We start from the raw sequence: 18,387 nt of genomic DNA, 5'->3' as shown, positions 1-18,387 counted from the left end.
TTGCTCCGGGAGCGGCTAGTGTTTGCGCCAAAACCTCTGACCCTTTTTCATCCCCGGAGCAAGCCCATGAGCATTGCAGAGGCCGCGCGGCCTGGATTGCCTGGGCGGCCCCCGCGGCCCCCGTCCTCATTGCAGCGCTGCACGGCGCGAGCATGTACATGAGCCAGACCCTCCTCGGGCGGGTGAGCCAGGGGGTGCTTGAGACGCTGCGCCAGGAGATGTTCGAGCGTATTCTTCGCTGGCCCGCCCAGGCCCACCTTGAAACCACTGCGGGCGAGGCCGCCTCGCGGTTCGCAAACGAGGCGAACGCGGCGCTCTCGGGCGCCGCGAAGAACTGCATCACCCTCTTTCGCGACACCGCCCAGGTGATTTTCCTCACGGCCATTCTGCTCTGGCATGACTGGAAGCTCTTGCTCGTGTGCCTCGCCCTCGCCCCGGTGATCGTCGCGGTGCTGCCCTGCCTCAGGCCCCACGCCCTGGAGCTTGCCGCAGCGGCGATCTTTCTCACCGGAACGGCGGCCTGCTCGTTTCTCACGGCGACGCTCCTGGGGCGGCTCACCGATCTGAGCTTCTACAGCTCCGGAGACTGGAGCGCCGCGGCACCGCTCGCGCTTATCGCGGTCACCCTGCTCTTTTCCCTGTGCACGCTCTGCTCGAGCGCGCTCCTTGCCCGCGTGACTCAGAAAATCCTGCGCGACATGCGCGGCAGGCTCTTTTCGAGGCTGCTGCACCGGCCCGAGGAAACCGCCGCGCGGTGGTCCTCTGGCGTCATCGCTTCGCGCTTCGTGAACGAGGCGAACCTCGCCCTCTCGGGTTCGATCGGCGCCTTCACGGTCCTCGTGCGGGACTCGCTTCAGGTCGCCTCGCTCCTTGCAGTCCTTTTCTGGCAGAACTGGCGCCTCACGCTCATCAGCTTCGTAATCGGGCCGCGCTCGCGTGGGCCCTGCGGATCATCTCGCTCCGCATGAAGCGTTCCGTGAAGCAAAGCCAGCAGATGGTGGCCGAAATGATCTCCCGGGTCGAGGAGACGTACGCGGCCTGGGCGACCGTCAAGCTTGCCGGGGCCTGCGGCTTCGAGGCAAAGCGCTTTGCCCGGATCAACCGAGAGGCCTTCCTTGCGGCCTACGAAACACTCCGCAAGAAGGCCTTGGGCACCCCGGTCTCGCAGCTGATCACCATGGCCGGAGTGGCCCTCGTCGTCGCAGCGGCGCTCCTGCAGGCGCAGGCCGGGCAGTTCTCGTTCGGGGAATTCGTGACCTTCCTCACCGCGCTGCTGCTCTTGAAGACGCCTGTTCAGAACCTTTCGGGGCTGAACGCTACCTTCACAGCCATTTCCGCAGCCGCCTCGAACGTCTTCGAGATGCTCGACGAACCTCTGGAGAGCGATGCGGGGACGAAGCCGCCGGGGCCCCGTCCCGGCCGCATCGCCTTTGAAAACGTGAGCCTCACCTACCCGGGAGCGGACAAAGCGGCCCTGAGGCAAGTGAACCTCGAAATTGCCCCGGGGGAGAAGCTCGCGCTCGTGGGCGAATCGGGCTGCGGGAAGTCGAGCCTCGCCTCGCTCCTGCCGCGGTTCCGCGATCCCACGGAAGGCAGGGTCACCCTCGACGGGACCGGCCTCAGGGAATACTCGCTTTCCGCACTTCGCTCTTCGATCGCCTATGTCGGGCAGGAGGTCGTGCTGCTCGAACGCACGATCAGGGATCGCCTTCTCAAGGCCTGGGGCGCCGCAGGCGGAGATTGAGAAAGCCGCCGAGGCCGCCGGGCTGCGGCCTCTGGCCGCGGCACTCCCGCGCGGGCTCGACACCCCGGTCGGGGAGGCCGGCTCGAGCCTCTCGGGGGGCCAGCGGCAGCTGATCTCGATAGCCCGCGCCCTACTGAAAGACGCGCCCGTCCTGATCCTCGACGAGGCGACGAGCGCCCTGGACCTCCGGACGGAGGCGCCCTCAAGGCGGCCCTCGGAAAGCCCATGGAAGGACGCACGTGCCTTGTCATCGCCCACCGCCTCTCCATGGCTGAGGAAGCGGACCGGGTTGTCGTGCTCGATAAAGGCAGGATCGCGGAGCAGGGCCGGCCCGCTGAGCTGCTGCAAAAGGGATCCCTGTTCCGAAATCTCAGGGAAGCCGCCGCTTCCTGAGCAGCGCCCAGGCGGGGAAAAGCGAGAGTTTAAAAATATTTTTTTACCATTGTTTTCTGATTACTTTGAATCTTATAAAAACGCGACCGGCTGGAAGCCGGGCCGCTTTCCCCGTCGGCCCTCAGGTGGGGCCACCCCCGCCGCTCGTTCCGGTTCCTGCGCCCTTTTATAATCACGGAGAGCCCTTTTCCTCCGTCCACAGGAATTCGCCAATGGCCATCATCTGTCTCGCCCTTTTCATTCTCACATTCGCCGGACTTTTCCTGCCGGGGATGGCCCATGAAATCATCGCGGGGATTCTCTTTCTCGCCTTTATCTGGCACAACGCGGCAAGCCTCGACTTCTACCGCAGCCTCCCGCACCTGAAGTACACGAAGACGCCCGCCGGGGACGCGGCGGTGATTCTCCTGCTCGCGCTCTTCATGGTGCTGCTCTACCTCTCGGGGCTTGCGCTCCTCGCGAACTTCCACTGGGGCACCGCCTTCCTCCCGGGGCTGCCGTGGCTCGCGCTGCACCTCTCCTGCGCCGTCATTTCGACCGTCCTCATCCTCCTGCACATGAAGCACGAGTGGGGCTGAAGATCGGCAGTCTCCTTTTCAGCGCCCATAGCTGAAGATCAGGCGCACGAATTCCTCTTCATTGGGAAAGGTGAAGCTCGCGAAGTGCTCGAAAAGGACGGGGCACAAATCGATTGGGAGCGAAAGCAGCGGATGAAGGCTCGACAAAGACTTCTCGCTATGGGTTGAAACGGCAAGGCCGGAGTATCCGTGCACGGCATTCAAGAACACCTTGCCGCAGCCTGCAGTGACCTCATCCACGGGATCCGGGAAACGCATGAAGGCGCAGCCCGCGGCGAGGACGCTCTTTTCGAACCCTGCAGCCATGCATTCCATCAGGTCTTCGGCGGAGAGCCCCACCTCATAGGCTCCTTCGCGGTAAGAGAGGGGCCTCTCGCCCAGAGCCCGGAAACGGAGTGCGGAGCCTGTCCGGAAATAAAGGCGGACAGGCACCCGGCCTTCGCCGCTGAACCCGTCAAAGCCGTGCGCGTTCTCGCGAGAAAAGATTCTCAGCCGGGCGGCGTCATCGGAGATGCAAAGCGCCGCGCCGCGCGGACCTTCCCGGATACTCTCCAAATCCTCGTCCGCCCCGTCCAGCCAGTCAGACAGGCGGGTGCCGTAGACCGCAAGGCCCGGGTAATACGACTGCCCGAAATAATCGAAAGTCACCCGGCCGCTCCGCACGAAAAGCCCTGAGAAAACGGCAAGCTTCCGGTCCTTCACAAAGAACTCAAGCCCGGTGTCGCGGCTCGCATCCGCAAGAATGCGGATGAGGTCGATCACGATGCGCTCCGCCTTGAAGGGCACCGGCGCCTGCGGCAGGTGCTGCAGGAGCCGCCCGGTTCTCTCATCCGTTTCAAGCGCTTCTTCGTGAATGGCGGCGCGGACCTCCCGGACTTCCGCCTTGAGTCCCAGACGCTGGAATTCACGGAGGGCTAAAAGCGCATCGGCGAGAGCCACTGTGATGGTTTCTCCGCTCATGCAGCCTTCCCTTTCTTTCCTCTGAGCCGGTCGCCCTCTCTCATCCATTTGCGGAGCCGGACGGCTTCCTCGGCCGAAGTCATATTCACGAAGGCGATGCGGCCGAGCAGCTGCTCCCTGGTCACGGGACAGCCCAGCCAGGAAGGCTCGAGGCCCTTCCTCCAGCGGTCGGCCGCTGCGCGCACCCGGCGCCTGTAGTCCCGGGAGACGTCGGGCTTCGCGTTCACCGTAAGCCCCGTGACGACCTGACGGCGCCCGCGCCGAAAGACGCTGGATTTTTTGGGATCGAGCCTGAGCCCCGCCGCGGAGAGGACCGACCCCGCCCGCGCGATGAGCCCGACCGCCCCTTCGCCTCCCGAAAAAGCGAGGTCATCCGCGTAGCGCGTATACCGGCAGCCTTTCCGCTTCGCCTCAGAGGCCAGGATTTCATCGGCCTTGAAGAGCACCCGGTTCAAGAGCGCCGGAGAGGCGGGAGAGCCCATCGGGAGCCCCCCGTCCAGCGTGCAGAGGTCGGCGATGAGGGCGCAGGCGGGAGCCCCCAGCCTGGGGCCCAGGTCCCTTTCAAGCACCCGGTACAGCACAGGCCAGGCCACCGAGGGAAAGCAGTTGTGGACGTCGGCCACCGCCACCACGGGCTGGCCCGAGTGCACGGACGCATTGTCTGCGATGGACTTGCCGGCCACAAACCCCATCGCGGCCGGGTGCGCGCCCAAGGGAGCGATCAGGCGCTCAAGGACTCCGCGCTGCAGGAACTTGAGCTTTTTAATCGGTTCCGAAATGAGCCTCTTCCCGCCATGCTTTTTCGGGATATGGAACCTGCGGTAGCTTTTTTGCAACCGGCAGCCCGGGGCGGCTTTCCAGTCCATCGCGGAAATGAGCCATTTCACGATCCTCGCCTGCTTGCCGGGCCAAAGTCCCGCCACAAGCCCCGCTTCAGCGGACACAAGGAGCCGCCCTGCCCGGGCGGCAAGCCTGGCAACCTCTTCCAGCGTGCCGCGGGCAGCGGCCTCTGCATCCGGGCCTTGGAAGCTCCGGGCGAAGACATCCAGCACCTCGCACAGTTCGTTTGCATCCCGCTTGTCGCAGGAGGCGCAGAGCGCGAGGAAAAGCTTTTCCCGAGTCCAGCTCTTGACATCCCGGCATCCCCAGGCGAGCCTGACGGGAAGGCCTGCAAGAAAAAACTTCTTCGCGAGCTCGATAGCCTTTTGGGGCCTTAGCCGGTCAAAAGCCTGCCGGGCCGCCGGGACCCGCGCTTCCTTCGGGCCATGAAGCGCGATCGCCTGGAGGACTTCGACATCGGTGCAATGGTCAATGATTTCGAGAACTGCCTCTGCGGGCGCTTTGTGCAGAACCCGAAGCAGCGCCCCGCCGCCGCGCCTCACTCCCGCGGGGGTGAGCATCAGGGCAAGCAGATCTTCCCGGCAGTTCGGCCCAATCTCATTCAAGGCGGGGGCGATGCTTTGCCCGGGGCCGTTGTAAGAGGCCGCCCCCCAGGCGCAGCAGCGGGCCTCCCGAAGAAGCCATTCCGCGAGCCCGACCTCCCGTGCAGAAAGCGCTCCGGGGGCGGCTCCCGCTTCGCCGGGTTCAAACCGGCGCGCGGCTCGGGCGGCAAGCCGGGCAACGATAAGCCGCGCCTTCCTGGAAAGGCGCCTGCTGCCCGCCGGCTCCGGCGCGCAGGCTTCGAGCGCCTGGCGCAGGCCCGCCCTGTCCGGGTCTCCGCAGAGCTCGCACAGCGCAAGGAAAAGTTTTTCTGCGCTCCAGCTTCCCCGGTCGAGCCATCCCGGAGCAAGCCTGACAGGCAGGCCCGCGAGGAAAAGCTTCCGCCCGAGCGCGGCGGCTTTCCCCGGCGCAAGCTGGTCGTAAGCCCTGAGGGCAGCTGGAACTCTTGCTTCCTCGGGGCCATGAAGCGCGATCGCACGGAGAACAACGCCCTCCTCGCATCTGTCCGCGATATGACGCACCGCATCCGCCGATGCCCGGGGCAGGACCCGAAGCAGCGCCCCGCGGCAGCGCCTCAGCCCCGCGGGGGTGAGCATCAGGGCAAGCAGATCCTCCCGGCAGTACGGCCCGACCTCCTCCAGGGCCGGAGCGAGGCTCCCCGCCCTGCCCCGAAAGGAAGCAGACCCCCAGGCGAAGCAGAGGGCTTCAGCTTCTTGTGGCTCGAGACAGGCCCCTCCCGCCTTTTCCCAAAGTGGGGAGCCGTGGAAATCATAAATAAAGCGCTCTTTTATCTTCTTGTTGTTGTAAAAGTCCAGGGACAGATCCCCGGAGGGATGATGGCGAGCCACGAAGCGCAGGTAGGCCGAAGCGTCCTTTTCAGCAGTCAGTTCTTCCTGCAGGCGATCCTTTGCGTTCCAGACAGTATCCCAGCTCTCCTGCAGAAGAATGAATTTCCAATTGGCCGCGCCCTTGCGGAAGCCGTCTTTCAAGTCGAAAAGCCGCAGCCAATGCCCGCTTTCTTCGAGCCGCCGTTTCTGCCGCTCGGAGCTCACCAGCAGAAGGGACCTCTGGTATCCCCGTGGAAAGTAGCAGTTAGCCCGCGCACCCTTGGCCAATTCCACCAGGAAGGAGGCCTGGCCCAACCTGTTCCAGCCAGTCTCGCCGTCCCTTCGGAGTCGGCTCCTCCTGTACCGCGGCTTTCAGGAAGAGCTGATAGCCGGGGGATTCCTTGAACCGCCTAAGAAGCTTCGGCTCGCCCGAGAAGGCCCGCAGCAATGATTCCGACACGATGAAGACCGCTTCGTATTCCCCTGTCTTTGAGAAAGCGTAAAACAAGTACCCGAGCAGCGTCATCCCGGCCGGGGCGCGGACGTCAATCGAAAAGTCCTTCTTCGGCGGCAGGAGAAAGAAGCTCCTCACCGCCGGGCTCCGGATCGCAATCGAAGCATCCCGCCCCAGAAAAGCGGCACAGGCGGCGGGAATCTTTTTAATCCTGATGCCCAGCCTCGCGCAGGCGTCGGCGAAGCCCAGAAGGGTCCTGGTCAGCCAGCGGCAGCTCAGATGGGGAAGAGTCGGAGGCAGGCAGCGGAATACATCCCAGGCCGAAACGCACGCCGGGCGCTTGCGCCGGCTTTCGACAACCAGGCGTCCCAGCTTCATGCAGGTGTCGATCGGAGGGGTGAAGCTGCCTTTGGGAAAGACCTCCCTGTATTTGTCGAGGGCAGACTCTTCGTCAAGATAGGGGTTATGGGGCCCTCTCTCAACGGCCTTGAGCAGCGGGCTCGCGGCCGGGGGATACTGCCGGGGCACCGCATCCGCCTGCCGCACAGCTTCAAGGAGAGCCTGCCGCCCCGGCTGCCCGGCGCACCAGAGCGCGGAGATCCTCAGGCAGTCCCAAAAAGGCGAATACGCGGCAGAGATCCAGGCCTCCTGATAAGCCCGCGCCTCGTCCTTGCCCTTGAAAAGGGGCCTGACCCGGGCGGGCCACAGCTGCTCCACTGCGCTGCGGATTTTTTTCCAGTATTCCTCCGGGACGGAAGGCGCAAAGGGATCTCCCCGGGGAAGCGCACGGGGAATCGCGAAGTCCAGGGAATTGACGGCGTCGCGGATTTCCAAGGAAAACGACGATTCGTCTTTGGCCTGGCGGAAGTTAATGAGATGGTCAGCCCCCTACAGCGGGGCCTTACTCGCGGTGACCATCCATCATGAAAGTCGTCTCTGAAAACAAAAAGAGCGCCCTGATTTCTCAGAACATAACCCCGCCCGGGGCTATAACTGAGGTATACACAACCAAGGAGCGCTCCACCATGAATTCTACCCTCTCAAACAATCCCGCTGTTGTCATCGGCATCGACCTTGCCAAAACCCACTGCGATGTCGTCGGCTATGACAAGAACCAGAAGATAGTCCTGAAGCTGCCCCGCATTTCGAAGGAAAAGCTGCTGGAAAGGCTTACGAACATGCCCAGGGCCACCGTTCTGATGGAGGCCTGCGGCGGAAGCCACAGCTTCATCCGCAAAGTGAAAGCGCTGGGGCACGACGGACGGCTTGTGAATCCCGGTGATGTGAAGCGGATCAGATGCGGGCATCAGAAGAACAACATGCTTGACGCCGCCTACATCGCCTGGGCCTGGTACATTCCGGGCATCAGCTTTGTGGCCCCGAAAACCCAGGCGCAGCAGGATCTCCAGTCCCTGCAGCGCATCTATCAGGGCTACATGAAGACCCGCATAGAATTCGGAAACAGAATTCACGCCCTGCTGCTCGAATATGGTTTAAGCAGTCCTCAAACAAGCCGGTTCATAGCCGAACAGCTGCCGGAGTTCATAGAGACGCATACGAAGGATCTGACGCCTTTGGCCGAGGAAGCCCTCCTGATGCTGCGGGACTCCTGGCTCGAGGCCTCTGAATGGGAGAAAAAGGCCGGACAGAAGTATGACGAACTCGTGCGTGCAAACGAGGACTCGAAGCGTCTGATGACAATCCCGGGCATTGGGCCCAAATGCGCCGGCGCTCTCCTCACGCACTGCGGGGAAGCCTCCCGCTTCCGCGACAGCCGGCAGTTTGCAGCTTCTCTCGGCCTTGTGCCCCGCCAGAACTCGACCGGAGACAGGGACACCCTGGGCCACATTACGAAGAGAGGGCCGAAACACCCCAGATCCATGTTAGTTCAGGGGGCCTCGGCTTTGATGATCATGGCTGACAGGCTCGAGGGAGCTCTTGGCGAATGGGTCCGGAAGATCAAGGCGTCCGGAAAGAAATACGGCGTCAAGGTCTGCGCCATCGCGGCAAAGCTCGCCCTGTTTTGCGACACTAAGGATCCAACCAGAACCGTCAATAAGAAACCAACCAGTGCCGTCACGAAAGTGAGCGGCATATTTGGCTGAGAGAAGCACTTTTCTCTCTAAAACGACAAAGTCCACGAATATCATTCACGCTCCACTGCAGCCAAACAGATGGAGCAAACGCAAATGCTATCCATGGACCAAATTCATCTTATCAAGAAGCTGGCCGCCAGCGGCCGCTCAACCCGAGAAATAGCGAAAATTACAGGATTCAACCGTGAGACGGTGATGAAGTACATCAAAAAAGAGGCATCGATTCCTGAGCCTTTCCATAAGGAACGCGCCAAGAAGATCGACTCCTGCCAGCCTTACGTGCTGAATCTCCTGCAGAGCGACAGCGCTGTTGCCAATCCCAAGCTCAGGCTCACGGCCAAACGCATTCATGAATTGATCAAAACCGGCAGCCTTGCCGCGGATCTGCCTCCGCTCAATGTATCCATCCGGACCGTCGAGCGCATGGTCAAAGACATTCGAAGCTCACTGCGCCAGGCCCAGAGCCGCCAGCATCTCAAGCTGCTCCATCAGCCAGGCAAGGCACAGCTTGATTTCGGTGAAATAACAATGCTCAGTGAAAACGGAGAAAGCCGCCATTACATTTTGGTGATGAGCTTCCCGCATTCAAATTTTCGGCTTGCGTACGCCCTGCCGGCACAAAACTTTGAGTGCCTGGCCCACGGCCTGGCGGAGATGTTCAAGCGCATAGGGCGCGTCCCGGTGATCATTCGCTGCGACAACATGAGCACAGCCGTCACTAAAGTCATTCGCCGCAAGAATCTGGGCAATGGGCTTTGCAACCACGACGCAAAGGATCATCCGCGCCAGCTGACGGAAAACTTTCTCACCCTGATGACGGCTTACGGTTTTGACGCGGAGTTCTGCAATCCTGCTTCAGGCAACGAGAAGGGTTCAGTGGAAAATGCCGTCGGGTGGGTGAGAAGGAATTTTTTCTGCCCGCTGCGTTCGTTCAACGGCAACTACGATGCCCTGAACGCAGAACTGGCGGAATTTTGCTTCAACGAGGCCAGGAAACCTCACTATCTGCACAAACCCAAGTCAATTGATGCCCTTTTCAAGGAGGATCTGGCGGCAATGAATCCGCTGCCGGACGCCCCACGCGAAGTGACTCACTCCTGGGGCCGGGCAACGGTGACGGAGGACTGCCGCATCAAGGTCGATACGAATTCCTATCAGGTCGGCCTGCCGCCTGGGACGAAGACGTTTGTGAAGAAGTTCTGGAACAAGCTGGCCATCTTCACCGAGGGCGGGCAGCTCGTTTCCGAATACAACCGACAGTACGGAACCCGCAGGGACAGCATCAACTGGGGCGTGGAACTTGAAATGCTCAGCGAGCGCCCAAGCGCTTTCAACAGCTCTTATCTCCAGTCCGTCTGCCCGCAAAAAGTGTCTGCCTACCTTAAGCAGCTGACCGCTCCTGGGCGCGGTGTGCTGCTGCGGGCGCTGCGGCAGCGCTTTGTCAAAAGCAGGAACATTGTCAGCGAACTCTCGCTGCTGGAGCTGGCGCTCGATGTCTATGGCAGCCGCAGCGCTGAAGAAGTTGCTGCCGCCTATCGGGGAGCTGAGGACAAGCTGACCGACAGCATCAAGCCGATGAAAAGCGTGAGCCATGCCCTCGGGAACATGGATCTGCCGCCGCATAGCTTCTCTGATGTCTGCAAGGAGCTGGAGGGAGGGGCGCATGTCTAAGGCCGCTGAAACAGATGCCCGCATCCGAGAACTTGCTTTAAATCTTAGGCTTGGCGGCACCAGCGTTGTGAAAACCTACAAAGAGATCAGCCTGACCGATCGAGCCGAATTCGTCCTGCAGCTTTTGCAAAAGCTTTGGGACGCGCGCGTCCGAGATCGTGTCGAGCGTAATCAAGTCAAAGCCGGTCTCCTGCGCACCAAAACACTGGAGAATTTCGACTGCAGCTGTCTGGAACTGCCTCGGAATCTTGACCTGGCCTGGTTGACGCAGTGTCGTTTTATTGAGGCTAAGCAGAACCTCATCCTGTTGGGGCACCCGGGCACTGGCAAGACCCACTTTGCCACAGCGCTTGGCCTGCAGGCCTGCAGGCTGGGCTACAAAGCGCTCTTTAAGCGAATGGCAGTGCTGGTCGAGGAGCTGTCGTCGGCACACGAGACGGGACAGCTGCCCAGGCTGAAGCGGCGTTTTGAAAAATGCGACCTGCTGGTCATTGACGAATGGGGCTACCTGCCCACCAACGTAACGGGCACGCGCCTGCTTTTCGAACTGATTGCCGACTGCTACGAACGGCGCAGCCTGATATTAACGACAAATATGCCGATTCCTGAATGGAACAAGATCTTTTGCGACGAGCGCCTGCTGATGGCGATGATTGACCGGCTGGCTCATCATGGCTATCTCATTAAACACATGGGTGAAAGCTATCGCTTAAGCCACTCGCTGATGAAATAAGGACTGGAGGTTCCCATGACATCCTGAAAAAACCAACCAGCTTACGAAGGACTTTGCGTCAAAAAGTGGTTGGTTTTGACTTGACGGAACACACGCCCGCATCGCCTGGAGAATACTCTGTGAGAAAGGCATGGAATACAGACCTCAGCCCATCAAAGCCGGCAGATCGAGGGCTGCGGCTTAAACCGGAGAACAGCTAAGAATATTTTCTCAGGACCACGAAGGCCAATGTTGTAGTGACGATCCGGCTCAAGGCGGCGGGAAAACGCAGGTGATGTAAATAGTTCAAGTTTATGAAACTGCGATGTTTATAGTGCGCTCCCGCCGCACCCGAATATCACTAGGCGGCGAGGAAGAGAAAACCTTCCTCATGACGACCGCGGACGTATTGCTGTGAAGCCTCCTCATCACACGAAGAGCTGGCGCTACAAGTGTATTGGCAGGAATGGTTATGGAAATCAGGTTGTGGCGGCAAAGTAAATTCGACGCTCGCCGCCGCAATAATGGGTGCGCGCAAGTGTTTTGATCCCGCGCGCACTGGTGCGGCGGCTCGATGCTGATTCTTCGATTTGAGCTTTTTAAAGTTGGGGCATGCTTGCGCATGCCCCGTTAGGGAAACTACGCCTCAACAGTTTGGGCTGACCACGTATTTGATCCCGCGCGCACTGGTGCGGCGGCTCGATGCTGATTCTTCGATTTGAGCTTTTTAAAGTTGGGGCATGCTTGCGCATGCCCCGTTAGGGAAACTACGCCTCAACAGTTTGGGCTGACCACGTATTTTCATAAGGCGTGCATCCTCCTTCCCTCCTGATCACTTAAGTTTCCTCCGGAGTCTCCGAAGGCGACCCTGTGGACTTCAAAACACTGTCAGACTGCGGAATGCGCAGCAGAACGCAGATGAAGCGTTGTGAAGCCACAGTTCGACTGAGGAGAACTCGACTTCCCGAGGCCTTCAGGCCGAAGGAGGCGAGACTCCCCGGCGTATTTCCCTCAGCCGGCGAATCGCCGGCAAAACCTGATTTTTTGCGGAAGGAAGGGGGATGGAATTTATGTTAGCAAGGCGCGGATTTCCCCGGCAGTCGGGCAAGTCCCTATCGCTTAATTAAGCTTTTTTTCAGGCTGGGGAAGTAGTTTTTTTTCAAGCGGAAATGTAAGGGCGGCATCGGCGCCGGGACTTCCGGCGCGGGAGGGAAAAATGAGAGCCGGCCGGCTGACAGAGGTTCTGGAAAAACTGCTTAAGGCAGCCCGCTGGGCCGCCTTCATCTGGGGCGCGCCCGGCACCGGAAAGAGCTCCATCGTGAGGGAGGCGGCGGCGAAGATGAAGCTGCCCGTGGTTGACCTGCGGGCTTCGCTCCTTGACCCCACGGACCTGCGGGGTCTCCCGATGGTGAAGGACGGCCGGGCCCTCTGGTGCCCGCCCGCCTTCCTGCCGACCCCGGAGATGAAGCCCGGAGTCCTCTTCCTGGACGAGATCAACGCCGCTCCTCCGCTCGTCCAGGCCGCCATGTACCAGCTCGTGCTCGACCGCCGCGTGGGCGAGTACGCGCTGCCCCCGGGCTGGAGGATCATCGCAGCGGGCAACCGCGCGTCCGACCGCGCGGTGACCTTCAGGCTGTCCTCGGCGCTTGCCAACCGCTTCATCCACCTCACGCTCGAGCCCGACATCCACAGCTGGAGCGAATGGGCGTTCAGTCACCGCGTGCGCCCTGAGGTGATAGGGCTGCTGCGCTACCGCTCGGAGCTCCTCTACACAAAGCCTGGGGAAGGCGCCGCCTTTGCGACGCCCAGGTCCTGGGAAATGGCCTCCGACGCCCTGAAGGCATTCGGAGGGATCAAAGAGGCGCGCGACGTGCTCCCCGGGATTGTGGGCGAGGGCCCCGCGGCCGAACTCGCGGCGTTTGCCGGGAACGCCGCGATCGCACGTGAAATAGAGGCTCTGCTCAAGGACCCCGAGGGCGCTCCGATTCCCAAGCAGCTCGACCACCTCTGGGCCCTTGTCACCCACCTCGCCTCCGGTGCGGGCGGCTCCGAACAGGGCGCTGCGACGATCGAAGCACTCCTTTTCAGGCTCCCCGCGGAATTCGCCGTGGTGCTCGCGCGCGACACGCTGAAGGTCTCGCCCAAATTCATGCTGAAGCCCGCCTTCCGCAGGTTCATGAAGGAAAACGCTTCGCTCTTCAAGAGCTGAAGAGGAGGCAAGCCATGCAGCGGGCCTCCCAGGAAACACTTGAAAAAGCGCGCAACGCCGTGCTCAAGGCCCGCGTGAGCCTTGCGATGCGCCGCCCCTTCCTCGCCACGGCGCTTCTCGAGCTTCCGGTCCGAGTGCTTGGGGCCGGAGTGCCGACCGCCTGCACGGACGGCTACCGGATCATCGTGTCAGCCGAGTTCGCCCTCACCCTCACGCAGCCAGAGCTTCGCGGGCTCCTCGCCCACGAGCTGCTGCACGTGGTGCTCCAGCACAGCGACCGAAGGGGCGCACGCAACCCCCGGGCCTGGAACATCGCCTGCGACTACGCCGTGAACAACCTGCTGGCCGACGCCGGATTTTCGATTCCAGAGGGCGGGCTGCTGCCTCCCCGAAATCTTAAAAACTGTTCGGCCGAGGCCATTTACGACCTCCTTCTCTCCCGCAGGAAAACCGCCGGCGCCGGGCCCGGGCCGGCGCCTCTTTCCTCCCCTGACGGGCCTATCGAAATCACCCCCCTTGCAGGGCGCCCGGAGAATCGGGACGAAGAAAAAGATCCGGCGGGGGTGATCCCGGGGCCCTGCGCCGAGGCCGCGGCCGACCTCGTCGACTCCCAGTCGCTTCCTTCGACGCTCGCCCGAAGCGAGGACGACGCGGAAGACGCGAGTGCGAAGAAAATCGTCGCCCGAATCCGCCGCGAATTCTGTCAGCAGACGGAAAGCCAAGGCTTTTTCCCCGGCTCAGAGATGGAGGAATTAAAGGCGGGGCCAAAGCCCTCGGTCAACTGGCGCGCGCATCTCGCTCGCTTTCTGACCGAAACGCTCAAGACCGACTGGAGGCTTTTTCCGCCCTCGAAGCGCTTCATCTCCCAGGGACTCTACCTCCCCTCATGCGGCGCCCCGGCCCTGGGATGGATCGTTTTCGCAATCGACACCTCGGGCTCCATGTCGGATGAGGAAATCAGCCAGATCCTCTCTGAGCTTCAGGCCTTCCGCGAGACTTTCCCTTGCCGCCTCACGGTCCTTCAGGCCGATGCAGACATTGCGGGCGTCTCGGAATTCGAGGCCTGGGATTTTCCGAATCCGAAGGAGCAGTGGACCATAGCGGGCTGGGGCGGCACGGACTTTCGGCCGGTATTCAAATGGGTGCGGGGCAAAACAGCGAAAGAGGGAGAGCCGCCCGCTGCCCTGATTTACGCGACCGACGGCTACGGGACCTTCCCTGATGCCCCGGGCCTGCCCGTCATCTGGCTGGTCACACCGAACGGAGCAGGAAGGGAATGCTTCCCCGAGTGGGGAGCATGGGTGCAGCTCCAGGAGCCCGACCGATAAAAAGCTGCACAACAGAAAGCCTGGTTTCAAATATTCAAATTATTTAAATATCAAAAAACAATCGAAATATGATTTAAACAATGGCTGTAAATGGCATCGGATGGCTCCGCCTCAGACTGAGCGCTGCGGTCAAATCAGTTGCCTTGATCAACTAAATAACCAGTCTTCCATGTCAGTTCAAGCCACCGAACTGGGCGGGGACGGCACCTCCGCCATCGTGCACCGCGTCCGCGCCTTCAACCGCTTCTACATGCCGGCCATGAACCTACTCGGCGACCATTACCGCGGCTCCGAATACCCAGTGACAGCCGCGAGGATCTTTTACGAAATCTACTCGAATGAAGGCTGCAACGCGGCCTTTATCGCCAAAACGATGCGGGTCGACAAAAGCTATCTCTCCCGCCTCATCAGCAGGCATGAGAAAAACGGCTGTATTAAAAGGAGACCCTCGGAGAAAGACGGCCGGTCTGAACTGTCCCCAGAAGGTGAGACACTTTCTGGGGATTTTCATGTCCAAAAAGATCTCGATTGAAATTCGTCAAAAAGTATTGACGTTACTGAGGCAGGGAGCTCGATCCTTTACGATCTCAAAACAGCTGGGATTGGCCCGCATTAGCGTAGAAAACTGGCAAGCGGCATTTGATCGTGGTGATGTTTCATGGAGCCTGGATAACAGCTGGCGGAAAAGAACTGAAGCCATGGCGTGGCAGGCTGTCAGGGTGTACGCTGTTTGTCAATCGTACAATGCGGCGGGCTGTGCTTTGGGGATGAGCGCCAGCGATGTACGTCGGTATGTGCAAAACGTTGAAAAGTTCGGCGCTCCCATCCTCAAAAGAGGGGTCCGTTGCCAAGCCCCGGAGATCAAGAACATGCCTGATAAAACAACTGCATCCCGCGGCAAAGAAAATGTGGCCAAAGAACTTAAGACAGCCCGGAGGACCATTGAGGAACAGCGGATTGTCCTGGACTGCCTGCTGAAGTCCATAGACGAGCATCCGGGCTCAAAAAAAACAATGTGCCATCCTTGATTCGGCAATTAAGAGCGCACATCGCAGCGGGGTACCCGTTGCCCGAGCTTGCGAAATTGCAGGTGCCAGCCGGAGCACCTTTTACCGCCGTATTGGAAATCCTGGTAAAAGAGTGCTCGCGGCTAAGGCTCTTGGCGATCGCATCAAAGTGCTCCAAAAACGCCACGAAGGACGATATGGCGTCAGAAGGATGACGGCAGCCCTTCGCATGGATGGCCATGAACGAAAACCCGGACACAACCAAGTCGCACGCGCCATGAAGGAACTTGGATGCCAGGCCGTGATTCGAAGAAAGAGCACATACAGAGTCAGCCTCACAAAGGGGCGGCTGACCGACGGGACTGTTCTCGAGAACACGCTGAATCGCAAATTTACTCAACAGGAGCCGGGCAAGGTATTTGTGACGGATGTGACCTATATTCCAACTAAAACTGGCTGGCTCTATCTTTCGCTCGTTATGGATCTTTGCACTCGCGAAATCGTCGTCTGTGAAATGAGCCCCTGCCAAAATATGGCGCTTGCGATGCAGACGCTCCACTCGCTTAAGGCGGTGGCCAGCGGACCGGCTGTGCTGCACAGCGACCAAGGAGTGCTGTACACCAGCCCGATGTTCAGGAAACAAGCTCGGGATTACGGCTTTAAGCAGAGCTATTCACGCAAAGGGAACTGTTGGGACAACGCCGTCATGGAGGGCTGGAACGGAACGCTGAAGACGGAGTGGCTGTACCACCCGGACAAGCGCTTTGACAAAAATCTGTTGACTTTTAACCAGGCCCGGCGGGAAATTGAAGCCTATTGCGCCTATTACAATGAGAAACGCATTCAAACGAAATTAAGTTACCGCTCCCCCTGACAATTCAGGGAAGCGGTAACAGGTAAAACCACTCCGACGCTCAATTAATTCTGTCTCACAAAGTGGGGACAGTTCAGTCTCTACGGCTTTTTCCCATTTCCGCTCACAGGATGCGACTGGTGTCCAGATCCATGACAACCGTTGCGTACCGATGCCCCTTATGGGCAGCAAATTCGTCAATAGCCAGACGCTTCCCCCGTTGAAATCGGTATTTTGGAACAGATATTTGAGGAGAACCCTGTCGCAGGCCTTGACGGTTTCCCCGCCAAGGCGGCAGTGGGCAGGTACCTCGCTGATGGATACGCAGAGTCGCAGAAGGGACTGAATGTTGGCGACCATCAGATTCGTTTTTCTGGCGCGGGGACTGACCCAGAACAGAGATTCCATCTTGTGACGGCCGCAGTTGCAGTGCACCCGACGTGCTTCAAAATGAACGCATACCGGTTCCGTGCCAGCAACGGCGCTTCTCTGACAATCCGTCCAGCGCTTTCGTGAATAGAAGAACACCGTTTCCCACATTCAGGGCAGGCAGCGTCGCTCACAGGCTTCAGGTCAATGTGGATGTTTGCGTCTTCATTGCTTTTCAAATTCTTAATAGAAAACCGGGGTAGCGGAGTTGGGACATAAAATCAAGTTTTGGCGACAAGATTGAGTTTGCTAAAACATTCACGACGGTAGCGTCGCTGCATTAACAGTTGTGGCGGCATTAATGATCTTAACGGCGTTCACCGCCTTTCGTCTTTTCTTCAGCCTCGAATCCCCACCTTATCCAGAAAATCTTTTATGGGCTTGTTGCGGCCCGCTTATGAAGGCGAGTGTGGCACCATTGAAGCAGATCTTCCCGTTATTCCGTGAAGAACCAGCGGACCATATTCAACACGATGACAGACCGGTCTTTCCTCGAAGCGGCGATCGGGCTGCCGGCTGCAAAGAGGTCGTGTCTCTTTTGCGGACAAGCTCTTTCGCCGGTCGACAGGCGCGTTTACATCGACACGGATAAGGCCCCGCCGCATTGATCCCGCAGGGACCAGCCTGAGGCTGATGTGATGGCCGATGGGCCGCAGCGCTTTCTGCGCAAAGGCGCGGCGCTCCTTTGAAGTCCTGGTTTTTCTTGAGTGCCGCCCGGCCGATGAGCCGGTCGCAAACCATATAAGCCTGCGTGCAAAACCAGGAGGAGCTTTCACCTTCCAGGGAACAAGGGAAGACACCCCCTGACGTCCGGGCCTGACAGGTCGCCGGCCAAGGCTTCCAAAGCATCCAAGCGGGGACGACGAACAGCCCCTTGTCCAAATGCCAGTTTCAGATAAGACGGAAACCGGGAACTTTCAATATCCAGGCCAGCCTCTTCACTTGCTGGCATGCCTCTTTGAGTGCCGTCGGAAGTGAAAATCCCCAGCCATAAGGCAGGTCAGTATGCCCGGAGGCCTGGCGGGCGAATCAGAGCGAGGCTCCGAACATCAGCCCCGCGCCTCCTCTCATGCCCGGCACGTCGGGCCAAGGCTGACGACCGCAGGCGACCCAGGGATCGCGCATATAAAACTTCCAGTCGCAGTTCGTATCAGTAAAAAGGCAGAAGTTCTTTACGCGCCGCGCCTTCATCGCTTTCATGGCAGCGTTGAGAAGGCGTCTTGAAAGCCCGCAGCCGCGGTAATCCGGCGAAACCCAGAGAAAATAAAGTTCAGCCGCAAAGACCCGCCCGTTTTCACGGGTCTGGCGCCGCAGATGCTCGTTGATGCGGGAGATGTGGTCGTAAAGTGCAATCGTCTCGGGACCGCCCTTTTGAGCGGCAATTTCCTTTTCCAGCGCCGCGCGGCGCTCCGGCAGGCGCGCATCCCCGCCTATGACGGGGCGATCTCCGAAGACTCCTCCCACGGCAAGTCCGGCCGTACCGCCCGTGGGCGCGATCAGCAGCCGCCCGAATGTGACGCTTTGCATCATCTTGGCGCAGTACCAGTCCGCAACCTTGGCTCCAAGCCCGGGAGCTCCAAGCGTCTCCCATCCCCACTGCGCATGAAACGCATCAACAATGCGGCCGTAGTCCGATGAGTGAAGAGCAATTTCAGTGAGCGCGCCGACGGCGGCTGTCTGCTTCAT

Annotated in this window: 16 protein-coding genes and 1 pseudogene; 13 read left to right on the top strand and 4 right to left on the bottom strand. The window is 60.0% G+C overall.

Features of this window, described 5'->3' with window-relative positions; translation table 11 throughout:
• Nucleotides 1–158 precede the first annotated feature (158 nt).
• The 5 genes and pseudogenes from MUN46_RS10555 to MUN46_RS10540 all read left to right on the top strand — a co-directional run bounded on the left by MUN46_RS10555 (nt 159) and on the right by MUN46_RS10540 (nt 2,715).
• Nucleotides 159–968, top strand: a complete 810-nt coding sequence (locus tag MUN46_RS10555; protein WP_243375905.1) for an ABC transporter transmembrane domain-containing protein — start codon at nt 159–161, stop codon at nt 966–968.
• Nucleotides 965–1,744 (top strand): ATP-binding cassette domain-containing protein, encoded by a 780-nt coding sequence (locus MUN46_RS10550; protein WP_243375904.1) that lies wholly within the window; start codon nt 965–967, stop codon nt 1,742–1,744. Before MUN46_RS10555 ends, MUN46_RS10550 begins: the two co-directional genes overlap by 4 nt.
• Nucleotides 1,662–1,859, top strand: a pseudogene (locus tag MUN46_RS11795) (hypothetical protein); the annotation flags it as partial. The gene MUN46_RS10550 and the pseudogene MUN46_RS11795, both read left to right, overlap by 83 nt.
• Nucleotides 1,860–1,969: 110 nt before the next feature.
• Nucleotides 1,970–2,137: a hypothetical protein gene (locus tag MUN46_RS10545; protein ID WP_243375903.1), complete on the top strand. Its 168-nt coding sequence runs from the start codon at nt 1,970–1,972 to the stop codon at nt 2,135–2,137.
• Nucleotides 2,138–2,349: 212 nt separating this feature from the next.
• On the top strand, nt 2,350–2,715 hold the full coding sequence (locus MUN46_RS10540) for a hypothetical protein (protein WP_243375902.1): 366 nt from the start codon (nt 2,350–2,352) through the stop codon (nt 2,713–2,715).
• Between the two features lie 18 nt (nt 2,716–2,733).
• On the opposite strand, the gene MUN46_RS10535 is transcribed toward MUN46_RS10540, so the two are convergent.
• Genes MUN46_RS10535 through MUN46_RS10525 form a run of 3 tightly spaced genes read right to left on the bottom strand, consistent with a single transcriptional unit; the run spans nt 2,734 to nt 7,230 of the window.
• Complete coding sequence (locus MUN46_RS10535; RefSeq protein WP_243375901.1) at nt 2,734–3,675, bottom strand: hypothetical protein; 942 nt, start codon at nt 3,673–3,675, stop codon at nt 2,734–2,736.
• The gene (locus tag MUN46_RS10530; RefSeq protein ID WP_243375900.1) at nt 3,672–6,236 is read right to left on the bottom strand and encodes a reverse transcriptase family protein; all 2,565 of its coding nucleotides are present in this window, start codon (nt 6,234–6,236) and stop codon (nt 3,672–3,674) included. The genes MUN46_RS10535 and MUN46_RS10530 overlap by 4 nt, the downstream gene beginning before the upstream one ends.
• Nucleotides 6,208–7,230, bottom strand: coding sequence for a hypothetical protein (locus tag MUN46_RS10525; protein WP_243375899.1), 1,023 nt, complete (start codon nt 7,228–7,230; stop codon nt 6,208–6,210). Before MUN46_RS10525 ends, MUN46_RS10530 begins: the two co-directional genes overlap by 29 nt.
• 191 nt (nt 7,231–7,421) lie before the next feature.
• On the opposite strand from MUN46_RS10525, the gene MUN46_RS10520 reads away from it, so the two are divergent.
• From MUN46_RS10520 to MUN46_RS10485, 8 genes are all read left to right on the top strand, one after another.
• The gene (locus MUN46_RS10520) at nt 7,422–8,501 is read left to right on the top strand and encodes an IS110 family RNA-guided transposase (RefSeq protein ID WP_243375898.1); all 1,080 of its coding nucleotides are present in this window, start codon (nt 7,422–7,424) and stop codon (nt 8,499–8,501) included.
• Nucleotides 8,502–8,585: 84 nt separating this feature from the next.
• On the top strand, nt 8,586–10,163 hold the full coding sequence (istA, locus tag MUN46_RS10515; protein WP_243377473.1) for an IS21 family transposase: 1,578 nt from the start codon (nt 8,586–8,588) through the stop codon (nt 10,161–10,163).
• Complete coding sequence (gene istB / locus MUN46_RS10510; RefSeq protein WP_243377472.1) at nt 10,156–10,896, top strand: IS21-like element helper ATPase IstB; 741 nt, start codon at nt 10,156–10,158, stop codon at nt 10,894–10,896. The genes istA and istB overlap by 8 nt, the downstream gene beginning before the upstream one ends.
• Nucleotides 10,897–12,091: 1,195 nt before the next feature.
• Nucleotides 12,092–13,084 carry an AAA family ATPase gene (locus tag MUN46_RS10505; RefSeq protein ID WP_243377765.1) on the top strand — a complete coding sequence of 331 codons (993 nt, stop codon included), beginning with the start codon at nt 12,092–12,094 and terminating at the stop codon, nt 13,082–13,084.
• Nucleotides 13,085–13,098: 14 nt separating this feature from the next.
• Nucleotides 13,099–14,412 (top strand): vWA domain-containing protein, encoded by a 1,314-nt coding sequence (locus MUN46_RS10500; protein WP_243377764.1) that lies wholly within the window; start codon nt 13,099–13,101, stop codon nt 14,410–14,412.
• Nucleotides 14,413–14,581: 169 nt separating this feature from the next.
• Entirely contained in the window at nt 14,582–14,944 is a 363-nt protein-coding gene (locus tag MUN46_RS10495) for a MarR family winged helix-turn-helix transcriptional regulator (RefSeq protein ID WP_237978300.1), read from the top strand.
• Nucleotides 14,922–15,440, top strand: a complete 519-nt coding sequence (locus MUN46_RS10490) for a hypothetical protein (protein ID WP_285230631.1) — start codon at nt 14,922–14,924, stop codon at nt 15,438–15,440. The genes MUN46_RS10495 and MUN46_RS10490 overlap by 23 nt, the downstream gene beginning before the upstream one ends.
• Complete coding sequence (locus MUN46_RS10485; RefSeq protein ID WP_340309690.1) at nt 15,406–16,293, top strand: IS3 family transposase; 888 nt, start codon at nt 15,406–15,408, stop codon at nt 16,291–16,293. The genes MUN46_RS10490 and MUN46_RS10485 overlap by 35 nt, the downstream gene beginning before the upstream one ends.
• Nucleotides 16,294–17,730: 1,437 nt before the next feature.
• Here the strand turns inward: MUN46_RS10485 and MUN46_RS10480 are convergent.
• Nucleotides 17,731–18,387, bottom strand: a 657-nt coding sequence (locus tag MUN46_RS10480; RefSeq protein ID WP_243377341.1) for a GNAT family N-acetyltransferase, incomplete at its 5' end; no start/stop codon positions are given.

It is taken from the genome of Mesosutterella faecium (genome assembly GCF_022809315.2).
In the GTDB taxonomy this organism is placed as follows: Bacteria; Pseudomonadota; Gammaproteobacteria; order Burkholderiales; family Burkholderiaceae_F; genus Mesosutterella; species Mesosutterella faecium.
This window is presented reverse-complemented; position numbering and strand designations above follow the sequence as displayed.